Source organism: Pseudozobellia thermophila, from assembly GCF_900141855.1.
GTDB lineage: Bacteria > Bacteroidota > Bacteroidia > Flavobacteriales > Flavobacteriaceae > Pseudozobellia > Pseudozobellia thermophila.
The window spans coordinates 359,491-373,164 of record NZ_FQYU01000003.1; the positions used below are offsets into that span (position 1 = coordinate 359,491).

14 protein-coding genes are annotated in these 13,674 nt (G+C 48.1%); 1 reads left to right on the top strand and 13 read right to left on the bottom strand.

The features are described from left to right. Positions 1–19: 19 nt before the first annotated feature. The 13 genes from BUB37_RS11430 to BUB37_RS11490 form a co-directional block, all read right to left on the bottom strand. Positions 20–340: a hypothetical protein gene (locus BUB37_RS11430; protein WP_072993644.1), complete on the bottom strand. Its 321-nt coding sequence runs from the start codon at positions 338–340 to the stop codon at positions 20–22. After that, positions 340–1,395: a sensor histidine kinase gene (locus tag BUB37_RS11435; protein WP_072993648.1), complete on the bottom strand. Its 1,056-nt coding sequence runs from the start codon at positions 1,393–1,395 to the stop codon at positions 340–342. Before BUB37_RS11435 ends, BUB37_RS11430 begins: the two co-directional genes overlap by 1 nt. Next, positions 1,395–2,528, bottom strand: coding sequence for an FIST signal transduction protein (locus BUB37_RS11440; RefSeq protein WP_072993651.1), 1,134 nt, complete (start codon positions 2,526–2,528; stop codon positions 1,395–1,397). The genes BUB37_RS11435 and BUB37_RS11440 overlap by 1 nt, the downstream gene beginning before the upstream one ends. Then, positions 2,525–4,180, bottom strand: coding sequence for a PAS domain-containing sensor histidine kinase (locus BUB37_RS11445; RefSeq protein ID WP_244526809.1), 1,656 nt, complete (start codon positions 4,178–4,180; stop codon positions 2,525–2,527). Before BUB37_RS11445 ends, BUB37_RS11440 begins: the two co-directional genes overlap by 4 nt. Next, a complete protein-coding gene (locus BUB37_RS11450) occupies positions 4,140–4,682 on the bottom strand; it encodes a heme NO-binding domain-containing protein (protein WP_072993656.1) in 543 nt (180 codons plus the stop codon). The genes BUB37_RS11445 and BUB37_RS11450 overlap by 41 nt, the downstream gene beginning before the upstream one ends. A 115-nt stretch (positions 4,683–4,797) precedes the next feature. Next, positions 4,798–5,199 (bottom strand): response regulator, encoded by a 402-nt coding sequence (locus BUB37_RS11455; RefSeq protein WP_072993659.1) that lies wholly within the window; start codon positions 5,197–5,199, stop codon positions 4,798–4,800. Positions 5,200–5,353: 154 nt separating this feature from the next. Further along, entirely contained in the window at positions 5,354–6,358 is a 1,005-nt protein-coding gene (locus BUB37_RS11460) for a Gfo/Idh/MocA family protein (protein ID WP_072993662.1), read from the bottom strand. A gap of 45 nt (positions 6,359–6,403) precedes the next feature. Next, a complete protein-coding gene (locus BUB37_RS11465; protein WP_072993665.1) occupies positions 6,404–7,231 on the bottom strand; it encodes a glycerophosphodiester phosphodiesterase in 828 nt (275 codons plus the stop codon). Beyond that, on the bottom strand, positions 7,228–8,514 hold the full coding sequence (locus BUB37_RS11470) for a DegT/DnrJ/EryC1/StrS family aminotransferase (RefSeq protein ID WP_072994031.1): 1,287 nt from the start codon (positions 8,512–8,514) through the stop codon (positions 7,228–7,230). Before BUB37_RS11470 ends, BUB37_RS11465 begins: the two co-directional genes overlap by 4 nt. 57 nt (positions 8,515–8,571) lie before the next feature. Next, positions 8,572–11,196 carry a glycoside hydrolase family 2 gene (locus BUB37_RS11475; protein ID WP_072993668.1) on the bottom strand — a complete coding sequence of 875 codons (2,625 nt, stop codon included), beginning with the start codon at positions 11,194–11,196 and terminating at the stop codon, positions 8,572–8,574. After that, a complete protein-coding gene (locus tag BUB37_RS11480; protein WP_072993670.1) occupies positions 11,186–11,419 on the bottom strand; it encodes a hypothetical protein in 234 nt (77 codons plus the stop codon). The genes BUB37_RS11475 and BUB37_RS11480 overlap by 11 nt, the downstream gene beginning before the upstream one ends. Before the next feature lie 15 nt (positions 11,420–11,434). Next, a complete protein-coding gene (locus tag BUB37_RS11485; protein WP_072993673.1) occupies positions 11,435–11,650 on the bottom strand; it encodes a hypothetical protein in 216 nt (71 codons plus the stop codon). A 2-nt stretch (positions 11,651–11,652) separates the two neighbouring features. Next, positions 11,653–13,161 (bottom strand): sodium:solute symporter family protein, encoded by a 1,509-nt coding sequence (locus tag BUB37_RS11490; protein ID WP_072993676.1) that lies wholly within the window; start codon positions 13,159–13,161, stop codon positions 11,653–11,655. A 260-nt stretch (positions 13,162–13,421) separates the two neighbouring features. Here BUB37_RS11490 and BUB37_RS21630 point away from each other — a divergent pair, with 260 nt between their 5' ends. Next, positions 13,422–13,595, top strand: a complete 174-nt coding sequence (locus tag BUB37_RS21630) for a hypothetical protein (RefSeq protein ID WP_170863157.1) — start codon at positions 13,422–13,424, stop codon at positions 13,593–13,595. Positions 13,596–13,674 lie beyond the last annotated feature (79 nt).

Consider the following 13,674-nt stretch of genomic DNA (forward strand, 5'->3'; position numbering starts at 1 on the left):
GTACGGCAGTAAACCGGCCCTAGAGTTTGGTAATGTAGTCGCCGACCAGGTTCAAGATTTCCTTAAACTCTGTTTCCTTATCGGTGTTTTCAAGTTTGAGGTCCGCTTCGTACTGTTGGGCAAAATGATACGATTCTTCGAGCCCGAGTATATTGAATTTGTGATTTATCTTATGCACGATAAGGGCGGTCTCCTTATAGCGGTCATTTTCTACATGGTCTAGGTATTCTTGATGCTCTATGGGAAATTCATCTTTAAGAATACTTATGAACTGTTGTTCAAATTCAAGATCGTCACCAGCGAGTTGCTTGATATAGTCTATGTTGGGAAGTACTTGCATTATGAAACTTTTTTTAGGGTGAAGTAAAACGTTGTGCCTTGATCAACTGTCGATTCGAGGTCAATGTCACCTTCGTAAAGGTTGATGATTTTCTTTATCAGCGAAAGCCCGATTCCCGTTGCGTTGCTGTCGTTGTCGAGCCTGTTGAACATATCGAATATTTTTGATTGATATTGTTCGGGAATGCCCTTGCCGTTATCGCTTATGCTAAACCGGTAATATTCGGGACAGGGCTTATAGGAAATTTCAATAAGGCCTTTTTTACGATGTTCGGTTGCGGTAATGGCATTGGTTATCAGGTTGGTGAAGAGTTGCTCCAAGTTGTATTTCTGACCAAAGATCACAGGTAAGTTGTCGGAATAATCTATGCGTATGTGGTCGGGTATGAATATCGTGTCCTCTATTTCCTTTAAAAGGTCGTAAATGGATATGTTGGCCTTTTCCTCTTCCAGTGATGATACGGTGGCATGCTTGAGTATACCGTCGATCAAGCGGTCCATTTTTTCCAAATTTTGTCCGATGAGGTGGCCGTGGGCCTTACTTTCTTCGGAGAATTTTTCGTTTTCCGCTTCCAAGATCCAGGTCATTAAGGTGCTGATATTGCGAATGGGCGACTTGAGGTCGTGGGATACGATATGGGCGTAGTTCTTGAGCGATTCGTTCCGGGTTTCCAGTTCTTGCATCAACTTGTTCTGCTCGGAAGTCATTTGGGACAATTGTTCGGCCTGCTCGCCAATCCGTTTCGCCAGTTTTTCTACATCGAGGGTACCATCGGTAGGGCCGTTATCGGTGTTCAGGTTTTCGTTGAGGCTTTCGAGGGCCTTTTCGAGGGAATCGATGATCTTTTTTTGGCGCCGTGCCTCCGACTCCAGTTCCTTGTTCGCCTCATAGAGCTCTTTTGAGCTAATGGCCGTTGCCCGTTGGATCATGGCCACCTTGTCGTCAAAATCACGGTACGATTCTTCAACGGCGCCGAAAAAGGCTTTAAGTTCAGGATGCTCCTTGAAGGATGCCGGAAGGTGTTTTCTTATCTGTCGTGCTAAAAGGGAATGCATTATTCGCTCAAAAGGGTTAAGGTCATTGTCTGGTTGTGTAGTTTGCACTTACCTTGGCCGGCAAATGGCGCCATTTCGCCATAAGAATAAAACCCGGTCACCGCGGCCTGTTTTCCGATGACGTCGATAACTTCTTCCACTTCGTCTTCGGTGCGTTGGTCCATGACCAATTTTCTGCCCACGCAACTGACCAAGAGGGCCAGTTCGGTTTTGGTTTTTCGCAACGATACGGCAAGTTGGGCCGCTTGTCGCGCACCTTCGGCAATATCGTCTACCGTAGACATCATTAGTTGTACCGAGGATCCCTCGGGGACGTTTCCGGCCAGGGTCATCGAGTTTTCCTTTTCGTCGATCGTTAGGATGGTCCTAACCAGGGGTTCGGAACCGTCGTGTACATCTACGTTCAAGGGATAGAACAGGGCCGATTTGGGCAAATCCTTGGCCTTGTCCCCCAAGTATTGCTTGTACAGGTCCAAGGCGGGTTTACCGTCCAGTTCGTAAAGTACGTTCCCCTTTGATCGGGTGGTGGTCCGCAAGGGGCCAAAAACCGACCAACCGCCGAAATTGGCACTTGTAATCTCTAAACTTTCACCGTATAGGCCTATGGCGATTATTTCGCCCTCCTTGGGGTTGGTGTTGTATGAGCATAAAGTTCTTTCGAAGCGCGAGTCGTCGCCGCATAGCCCCCCCGACAAACCAATGCCGTCGTGCTTTGACTTTTCAAGACCGGTGATCAAGGTACTGCCGTTGACCGAGCTTCCTTCGGAAACGATAAAGACATGTTTGAGCTTCTCGGTGGCGAATTCGGCCATAAGCTCTTGGCCCAACAAGGTATCGTCTCCGTTGTAATCGGTGAGGTTTTTGCTTTTGACAATGAACGTACTTCGCTCAAACTCGATGGCGGTAAGTACGGCCGAGTTTTCATAGACGTTCTTTTTGAGGATCTCGCCACTGGTCGATCCAAATACGATATGTCCGTCAGGAAAGAGCTGTAATACTTCTTCGTAGCAGTTTTCGGCTTCCAATTGGTATCGGTCTCCGAACACCAGGACCAAGGGTTTGACCAATTCCGTTTTTGGGGTGGTAAAGTTCCAATCCGAGCCTTTGTGCTTTATCGCCTGTACTATTTTCATATTTGTGTCTTTGCCTGTCCGGTCAGAACCGATTTTTTTAAGGTAAAATGAAATTCGGTTCCTAATCCCATCTCACTTTCTACCCAAACTTCACCCTCGTAACGATCGACGATCTTTTTGACGATCGAAAGGCCGATACCTGTTGACCGCTCTTTGTTGCCGATGGACTGAAAAATCTGAAAAATCTTTTTGTGGTACTCTTCGGGTATGCCCACGCCGTTGTCTTTGATAATAAAGTGATGGTGTTCCTTTTTATCCTTAAAAAGAACTTCGACCAGGCCGACCTCCCTTTCGATATGGGCAACGGCATTGCCGATAATGTTTTGAAAGAGTTGCTGCATTTTGGTCCGATCGGCCTGTATGCAGGGCAGAACCTCGGGAACCTTGACGGATACGTGGTCGGGAATAAATATGGTTTCCTTGATGGTCTCGACAATTTCGTTCAGATCGACCTCACTGCTCTTTAGCTGCGAGCTATTGGCCGTCGAATACTCGAGAATGCCTTGTATCAGCTTGTCCATGGCCGCCACTTTTTCCTGCATTAGGGAAAGCTGCTGTTGACCCGCCTCATCGAGTTTGTCGTGATAATCCTCAATGATCCACGAGGCCAGGGCACTAATGCTCCTAAGGGGCGATTTCAGGTCGTGGGAAACGATATGGGCGTATTCCTGTAGGTTTTTGTTGCTCGATTCCAGTTCGGAAAGTAATTCTTCTTTTTGGTGTTCCAGCTCCTTTTCCTTGGTAATGTCCTCGATCACGATTACCTGTGATTCAATTTGTCCGTTTTCGTCCCTGACCGCACTGATATTCGTCTTGGCCAAAAAGGTGTCCCCGTTCTTTTTAATATATTCCTTGGTCACCGAAACGGTATCTTCCCCTTGGTCGAGCTGGCGCATGAGTTCGTCACATTCCTCTTTGGCATAACAGGTCGAAACATCCTCTATGGAGAACTTTCTAAGCTCATTTTCGGTATAGCCCAATAAATTGACAAAACTCGGGTTGGCCTTGGTGATCTTGCCATCGACGGCAAGGGCAATTCCTAGAGGGGAATTGTCAAAGATGACGTGCAGCTGCTTTTTCTGTTCGCTGAGCAAGTGTTTGATTTCGGTCTCTTGACTGATATCGCGCATAATGCCATGCGAGCCTATCGGCTTTCCTTCGGTGTCGTAGATCAGGCTGCAATTGATCTGTATGTATTTGTGACGATTGCCCTTGACAACGATTTTAGCCCGGTAATTCTTTAAGGTTCCGACATCCTTCAACGATTGAAAGGCCTGTAGGGTGTAGGGGATATAGTCTTTATGGACCAATTTGCCCACGTTCAACCGTTCTTTCCTATGGTCGTAGCCCAGAAAATCGATGGCCGAATTGTTCATGGTAATTACGTTGTAATCCATGTCCATTATAACATAGGGATCGACAATATCCATAAACGAGTCGCCCAAGCTGGAGTGCTCTTTGTTCAGGAGGCCCTCCAATTTGCTGTTGGCCGACTTTAAATGCCTTGCAGTGTCATACAGTTCCTTCGACTTGCTTTCGAGGATCTTTTCGGCCTGTATACGGGCCAATTTTTGTCTTTCCAGGGCTTTTTTGAGTAGTATGACCTCTTTACTATCCATTTTGAACAATGTCGAATTGAACTTCTGTTCCATCTTCTTTTAGTAATTGATAGGTTACTTGGGCCGAGCTGTTGTAATGCTCAAAACATTTTTCTATCAAGCCGTGGGCCAACCTGTACAAACCCCGCGAAGAGGCGTAGACCATGGAAAGCGAGTTGTCGGTCTTCTCGAGAATCTTGAAGGTGGGTAGTTCGGCCTCGGGATAAATTTTTTGAACATGGACGTGGATGTGGTCTTCGATGGAATATAGGAGCCCCAAGGGATTCTTATAATTTTGGATCACTTCGGGATGTGCCTTGCCGAGACTTGTAAAAAGGTAATGCCCAAAGGTATAGATCAGTGTGTCGGCATCGATTTTGACGGTACTGCTCAAATGGGTAATGAGGCTGACCATCTCGTTGAATTCGTAGGTGCCAATAGAGGTATAGATTCCGCTGGAAGGTAGGTTGGCATCCTCTATAATCGAATCGACGACCTCGAGACCAAATTTCTCCTCTACCATTTCGAGAAATTCGGTAAAAACAATTCCCTTCATTTTACAAGTACATTTTAGAGTTGGGTAGTTAGCAAGACACCCAAAAAGATTTCGTATAAATGTAGGAAAAAGACTTCCTGTGTCTAATAAAATGTTGTGAACTGTAAGAAAATTGTTATGCCTTGACCAGCTCACTCACCTCCCAGTACTGGATGACCTTGGTAAGTTTTTCTTCGTAATCCTCGTATTTTAGGGGCTTCAGGATGTATCCCGCAATGCCGATCCTGTAACATTCCAATAAATCGGCCCGATTTTCAGATGTTGTGAGCATTATGGTGGGCAAATACTTAAAACGCTCATCGGCTTTTAAAATTTTTAGAAATTCGATACCGCTCATTCGGGGCATGTTCAGGTCTAGCAGAATAATATCGGGCAATTGGTCGTCAGAGCCCAAAACCTGTAATGCTTCTTCACCATTTTTCGCTTCGGTTATCTTGTGTTGGGTCTGAAGTTTGCCGATCGTACGCTTGAACTTCATCGTCTCTATGAGATCGTCTTCGATAAAAAGTATATTCATGGTGAAAAAGTACTGGTTGCTATAGGGTAAATATACTTAAAAGTTAGGTTCGAAGCATGTTGAACCATGAATATAGGCTGTATTTTTGTAGGGTTTGGACTATTTTATGTCGGGAAATTTTCGAAAGCATCCATCGAAAACTCCCTGCGATGTGTTAGAGGTCGATGGCCTTTCCGGTTTCGGCCGACCTGTAGGCCGCGTCTATTATCCGCATAACGGTCAGACCTTCGTCAATTCCCGGGACTGGCTGGCTGCGGGAAAGGATACAATCGATAAAATACCTCATTTGGGAGGTATAGATCCGTTGGTCGCAGTGCTCGTCCTTTTGTACGGCCTCGGGCCTGATCTCTTCCGATGTTTCGCCTTTTTTAAGCTTTAGGAAGGTGGGAAAAAGGTTGGCATAGCCCTTGGTCCCAAAAAGGGAAGTACTTGCCTCAGGCCCGTCCATATGGGGGTGCCACCATCCACTCTCTATGATGCTTTCCGCTCCGTTGTCCCAAGTAACGACCAAAATACCCGTATCGTCAACCTCATAATCGCCAAAGTGGGTGGCGATGCGTGCGTATACCTTCAGGGGCTTGGGGTCTCCGAGAAGGTAGCGGACCGTATCTATGGCATGTACGCCCATATCGGCCAAGGCGCCTCCCCCGGCAAGTTCCTTTTGGGTAAACCAACCTTCGGGCCCCCAGTTTTCGTGTATTCCGTATCCCTTCGTCTTGATTACCTTGCCCAATTTTTGTGACCGGACACAGGCTTCTATGTATTGGGTCTCCGTGTCAAAACGCCACATATGCCCGATCATGACCAAGCTGTTGTGCTCGCGGGCCACCTGGGCTATCTCCCGGCCCTCCTCGGTATTCATGGCCATGGGTTTTTCGATAAAGACATCTATCCCCTTCCTTAGAAATTCGAGGGCCTGGGGGGCGTGCAGAAAATTGGGGGTGCTTATGACCACGGCATCTATGGAAGGGTCGTTGACCACGGGAGAAATGGAGGTAAAAGCATTTGGTATACCGTATTTTTCTGAAAAATTCCGTGCGCTTTCAGGGGTTTTGGCAACAACGGCGGCCATTTCGACATGGGCGAGCTCCTTAAGTCCCCTGGCATGGTAATCAGCTATGTATCCGGCGCCTATAAGGGCTATTCTAGTTTTTTTCATGGGGTCGTTCTCTTTAATTTTCGGGCATTTTTCGGCCTACCCGGTTTATTTTCGGTTTTTGCCCTTATCGTGGTCAAAGGCCTTTATCAGTCGGTAAAGATTGTCGGTCAGTACAAAATCGATTCCCTTATCAAAAAGCAGCCGCATTTCTTCGGGGGTTTCGGCGGCAACGTAATTGATAAGAACACCATGCTCCTTGAGTCTTTTTATGTCCGAGGGCGAGGCCTGGTCGTCCCTCGATTTTTTGAGTTGGATGAAGGCGTACCTTCTTTTCAGCGTTTCTTCGATGTAGGACGACCTTTTCGGGGTACGCTCCATATTGCATATTTTTAGCGACGGATCAACCTTTTGCACCCCTAATGCCGCCTTTTTTTCACAGGCCAAAACAGCTTGGTGCCCCCGGTTTCCCAAAAGGATGAGCTGGGCCGTTATTTTCCCCAGTTTTTTACCTCCCTTCAAGTGGATGTTAAGCCAAATGTCTTTCGGCATGATCGCCAGTACTTCCTGTAAGGTGGGGATTTTTTCGTCGGAGAATTCAGGTGATTTCCACGAGCCGGCATCCAGTGTCTTGAGTTCGGCCAGGGTCAATGATTTTACGGCCCCGCTTCCGTTGGTGGTCCTGTCGACCGATGGATCGTGAATGACGACGGGGTGCCCATCTTTACTCAGCCTCACATCGAATTCGATCATTTGCGCCCCGAGTCTGATGGCTTCCCTAAAGGCCGCCATCGTATTTTCAGGGTGCTTTTCGTGGGCGCCCCTGTGGGCACAGATACCCTGTTGGGGCAAGGTATTCTCAGGGGCCGATTGGGCGCTAAGACCATGGCTGATCGAAACCGCCAAGACGAGTATAAGGAAGCGTGTTCGTTTCACTGGTCAAGAAGTTCTTCGGCGTTGTCGTAAATCTTTTGGATGGCGGCTGCCATCATATCCATATCCGCTTGGCTGCCCATCAGTACCTTATGGTGCAGGCATACCGATTCATCCGCAAAAAGCCTTTCGCATACGGGCAGGGAGAATCGTTTGGGGTCGATGGCGTCCCAATAGGCCTCGCTCAGTTTGTGCCGGGCCGGCTTGGTATGGGGTACGTATAGCGAACAATTGTTCAAGGGTTCGTAACAGGCGTCCACCACGATGCCCAGTTCGGCTTCGAGGGCACTTCTGAACCTTGAAACGGGCAAATCTTTAAACTGGTCTCTATCGTATCGAAAGGCAAAGTTAAAATAGGCCTTTTGGGTTTCCCTGGGATCTCTTCTTAGGGGTGTGATGCCCGGAATTTCCTTGATCAACCCGTTCAAATAGGCGCCGTTGGCATCCCTTAGGGCATTTTGTTGGGGTAGCCTTTTTAATCCCTCGACCAAGATGGCTGCCTGAAATTCGGTTATCCTTAGGTTGCCCGATTGAATAAAGTTGCCATCGTCGCCATAATCGCCAATGCCCTTATCGCCACTTTGGGCCATCGTACTTTCGGGCCTACGGCCACAGTTTCTGAGGGCGTCAAGCCTTTCCGCCAAAATGGGGTCGTCGGTGGTTACGGCGCCTCCTTCCCCGGCGGTTAGGTGCTTTGACAATTGGAAACTAAAGCTTCCGATATGGCCGATACTTCCGGCCTTTTTGCCCTTCCACTCGCCACCATGCTTATGCGCACAGTCTTCGATCACATATAAATTATGCGCTTTGGCAATTTCCATAATGGCATCCATATCGGCAAAGCCCCCATATAAATGTACGGGTATAATGGCCTTGGTATTTGGGGTGATGGCCCGTTTGATGGCCTCGGGGTCGATACACCAGGTATCATCGAGAACATCTACCAGGATGGGGGTGGCATTGACGTCGATAACCGTTGCTGCCGTGGCCTGCCAGGTTAGGCCTGGGATAATGACCTCGTCACCGATGCCTATTCCCAAGGCCTCTAGGGCGATTTGAAGGGTCACCGTGCCGTTGACGGTACAGATGGAATAGGCCGTTCCGGTAAATTTGGCGAATTCCTTGTTGAATTCGGTTTCCTTGGGTCCGTTATAAGACCATACCCCACTGTTCAAGACATCGATCAGGGCCTTTTCCTCCCCTTTGCCCCAAACGGGCCACTGCGGCCACGGGTTTGTTTTTACATTGCGGATGGGCCTGCCCCCTTGTATCGCTAATTTTTTCATATTGTCGGTTTTCAGATATTGGGAAACCACCTTGTTCATCATAATGGGGTTTCATCGCTAGGTTGTCGTGTTCGAGTCTTTGTATGTTACCGGGGCCACGTTCCATCCCTCCACTTTTAACTCGACGGGGCCGCCTTGATGGAGCGAAGTGCGAACCCTTCGCTTTTCACCGGGAAGGAGGCTGATAAAGTTGTCTTCCCAAAAAACGGGTACGAAGGGTTCTCCCGTCTCTTTATCGAGGAGTTTCAAATTGATCAAAAAGGCAATACGGTCGTTATCGTTGTGGAGGATCGCCTCGGCATGCCTTTGTCCGTTTTCCGTTAGGGTACGAAAGCCTACGCTAAGGTCTACCGTTCGCAGGCTCCCCAATTCCTTTAGGTTCGCATATTGTTTGCTCGGGGTGTGAAATGCGAATTCGCCCAGGTCGGCATCGTAATCGAGAACCTCTTCCTGGGTCGACAGCCAATAGAAATTGTCGCTTACCGAGGTGCCTTTATCGTCGTAAAGGCGTAGGTCTAGAAAATAGCTCGACGAAATAGCATCCGGTACCTTTACCTCTAGCAAGGGAGTGGACGAATCGGGCGGCGCGTGAAACTCACGGTGCTCAGAAAACAGCAGGTCGGAGTTGATATCGAAGACCTTGATGTGGGCGTGCAAATTATCGATCGACCGCAGATGGTCGTTTACGGCATAGACCTTATGGTCGCCGTAATTGTAGATCAATTGCAGGGGGGCACAGGCTTTTCTCGTGGCGTAAAAGGCTCCCGTGGGCAATAGGTAATAGTCGTACAACTGCCAATACATTTTGGGCCATGCGGCGTTGAGCATCCATTGTACGACCCCCGTGGCCTTGCTTTTGTTGACTTGAAAGGCCTCGAACATGGGACGCATGAGCTCGTAGTTCATGGCTTGGGCCTTTTTGTCAAAGTCTTCGATCGAGGAGGGCGTACCGTAGCGTTCGTTAATGGCCGTTACAAAGCGGCCTAGGTCTGAAAACTCATACCTGCCGCAATGGTAGTTCCATACATCGCCGATCGGCCAGAGCTCGTCGTCCGGAATAAACCTTTTCAAACTGTCCAATTGGGGTACCTGGGCCCCGGGTCCGGTTTCGGTGTTAAAGCCATAGGCGCCTCCGAAGCGGGTATCGGTAAACCAATACACGGGCGCGGTGTAGGCGTACGGACCGAGCATCTTTACGCCCGAGGAACCGCTGATTTCACTGATTACGTCCTCGCTTCCGATGACGTGCTGATCGCTTCCGACACCCCCGGTAGAGTTTAGGTAGGGGCGGGTAGGGTCGTATTTGGCAAAGGTTTCGATGTATTTTCGTTCGAGTTCGGTGATGGGAACCTTGTCACTGGCCACTGTCCAAACAAAGATACTGGGGTGGTTGCGCAGCCATAGTACCTGGTCTTCCCAGGCCTGGGCCACCAAGGCGATGTCATCGGGTTTGTATACCCCTCCAAAACGTTCGTCGACGGGCACGCCCATGTGTATTTCGTGTTCCCAGTGGCAGCTCCACCCGGCCATTAGTAAAATTCCCTGTTCATCACATAGGTCGTAAAGCTTTTGGTCGGTACCCCAAAAGCCTTCCAAGCGGATGCAGTTGAGGTTCATGTGCCTTACATAGTTGACCTGGGCCTCGATCTTGTCATGGGTGTCCATTAACAATAGGTCGTCCGTCCAACCGGCACCCTTGATCAAAACGTTTTGGCCATTGATCCTAAAGCCACGGTGGATTTCGTTCAACCAGTAATCGGTAACCTCGCGGATGCCGAACCTGGTTTCGGCGCAACTCCACACCTCTTGTCGGGCGGCGAAGGTCAGTTTAAGAGGGTACAAATGGGGTTCGCCCATACCCACGGGCCACCAAAGCCTAGGGTTTCGTATGCGTAGTTCCGGATGGTCATCGGGACCGATTTCGATGGTCGACTTTGCCTTGGATGGAAGGTTTAAGGGAACCTCGAAACGAATATCCCCAATTTCAACGAGCAAGTCCCCGGCAATCGGACGGTCGTGAAAATTGGTCAGTTCCGCTGAAATGAATAGGTCGGCCTCCGGTTCGGGCTCGTGGCGTATGTGTGATCTAACAAATGGGTTTTTGACCAAAACACCACCGTGAAGCTCTAGGGTAACCGGCCTAAAAACACCCATGTTGCCGTCGGGCGGGGCGGGGTTCCAATCGACGAAGCCTATGCTGAAATCACCGGGTTTGGGCGGAATCACCTCAATGGCCAAGATGTTTTCGCCCTCCTTGGTATACGTGCTAATATCGAAGGCGGTACGTCTATAGGCCCCATTGATGGTGTTGCTATCGGCAACCTGGTGACCGTTGAGCCAAACATTGGCCTTATAGTTGATCCCGTCAAAATTCAAATGGGCAAAGAGCGGGGCCTGTACCTCTGTCAGTTCAAAGGTGGTGAGGTACCACCAAGGGACCTTAAAGGGGTCGGTGGGTATATTTTTTAGATTGTCGGCGTAGTAGGGTCGGTCGTAAACACCGTTGTTGACCAAGGCGGCCAATACGGTAGTGGGCACTTGGGCCGGTAACCCATCATCGAGAATCGAGGCGCGGGTCGAAACCAGGTCGCCTGTCTCCCCGACCTCGGAGGCGGATTTAAGCTTCCATCCCTGGGTGAGGACCCTGCTTGCGTATTTGGTTGTGTATGGCTTACTGTTCATTTTCTGACTCCATTTTTTTAATGGACCTTCTCGATACCCAAATCATGCCACCGCCGATGGAGACGAGTACCAGTCCGGCCACCATATCGGTCAGCAATTGCACCGAGGTTTCGGTATAGGCCATGGCGGCCAATACAATAAGGCCGAAAAGGGCGATAAAGACACCTAAGGCATTATTGATTTTTGCGGTTTTTCTTTTGTTTATAATATCGATTTTGTCCATTGTCGGCGGGTTAGGTTAGAAGAAGTAATAAACCGATGCCAAAATGCCCAGCACCGTCCATGACCAGATTTTTAAATTCTTGTACCAAAAACGTTCGTTTTTGGGGATCCCCTCAAAAATATAGTCCTTGGGCAATAGGGCTACCAAGAGGGCAATAAAAAGGTACAGTCCGAAAAATATCATTTTGGCCGTTTCTTGGGTAATATCCGAGGCCCAATCAAAATTCAACATAGCTAAAGGGATTTGTTTTTTGTTAATATTTTTGAACTGAAGACCAAACCTTTTAAATCGTCTTCCGAATGTTTTTTTGTCATTAAACTGACCACTACATTAATGACAAAGCCTACCAAGAAAGACCACCACGAAATGTACAGGAAGGGATCTTCTATATGAAAGAAATGTTCTTTGAAAACATTCAGGAAAACGGCGAAGGCGATACCGATCACCAAAGCCGAAAGTCCGCCCCACTGCGTGGTTCTTTTCCAAAAGATACCGAGTAGGAGTATGGCGAACAAGGGACCTTGAAAATAGGACATAAAAGTTTGTATGGCCACGTATATACCGGGAAAATCGCTGCTGATGGGCGATGTTGCCACACCGAAAATAAGAAGGACCAAAGTCGTTATTTGTCCCACTTTGAGATAATGTTTGTCGTCTGCGTCCTTTTTGATGAAGGGCTGGTAAATATCCTTGGTAAACAATGTGGCCGTCGAGTTGAGCAGGGAGTCGACGCTCGACATCAGACCTGCAAAAAAGGCGGCGAACATGAGGCCCACCAAACCGGGCGGGAGTATACTCTTTATCATCATGGGCAAGGCCTGGTCGCCGTCGGCCAGGTCGGGGTGCACCACTACGGCCATCAAGCCCGGAAACAGTACCAGTATCGGAATGAACATTTTGAGGGCCGATCCAAAAATCATGCTGGCCTTGGCGTGCCATTCGTTTTTGGCGGTAAGGCAACGCTGTACAATCGATTGGTTCCCTATCATATAGGCATTGGCCATGACAAAGGTAAGGCCGAACAAAATGCCCGTCCACGGGAAGGGGGATTTGGTGTCCGAAGGTTGGATAATATCGAAATGGCTTTGGTACTCGGGCCCCATGGTACTGATTTTTTCAACCATGTTTTCCCATCCCCCAACAGCATGGAGGCCTAGAAAAACGAGGGCAAATCCCCCGATGAACATAATGATCATTTGCACCACATCGGTCATTATTACGGCTGTGATCCCTCCGAAATAGGTATATAGGCCGACCACGCCCGCCGTGGATAAGATCGAGATCCATATCGGCCATCCCATCAATACGTTCAGGAGCACGGCACTGGCCCAGAACAAAACCCCCAGGTCGAGGGCGAAGAACAAGATCCACGTGACCGATGCGATGGTACGCACCGATTTGTTGTACCTGCGCCCTAAGTATTCGGGAATGGTATACATACCGCCCCGCCAGAAATAGGGAATAAAAATAAAGGCGGCCAACAGCATCGCCGGAACGGATCCGACCCAGTCAAAATTGCCTACCGATACCCCATAACGGTAGGCCTGGCCCGAAACCCCGACAAAATCGAGGGCGCCGATATCGGAGACCACGATCGACATTCCTATGGCCCAAAAAGGCAGGCTCTTGCCCCCGAGAAAATAGTCTTCCGATGAATTGACGAATTTTTTAAAGTAAAGGCCAAGTAAGAGCATTCCAATTATGTATGCTATTACTATAAAATAATCGATTCCGGAAAGCATAAAAATCTAATTTGGTGAGCTACAAATTAAATTTAATCCGAAGCAAAACGATTGTTATATCTTGTTTGATTTACATAATAATTTAACCTAATGGTTATTTTATTGTTGAATTGACCGTCTGTAGAGTCAATATATGTATAGTTTTTAGGCGTTGGGTAAAAACATAAGAAATCTTTCAATGACCTGACCGGTCCGCCGGAGGTATAGGTTCCAATGCAAAATCGGCATGGACCTCCCCTTGATTTTCGGAAATTGAAGGTGTGTCCCATTTCAAAAAAGGAGGCCGTCGTGAAGCGGTAGGGGCGATGGTTTTACTTCCGAAATCCTTTGGCAAATTTTTCATCACTTCAAGTTTTTCGCTAAAATTTGATGATATTTTAACCTTTATTTCTTTCTATCTTAAAATAGCAAAAATTGTTGCTAAAAAACCATAGATATTGAACAATATACTATGTGTTTTTAAGAAAGTTTTAAGATAGCTTTGTTGAGACTAATACCAAAAACTGCAAAAAA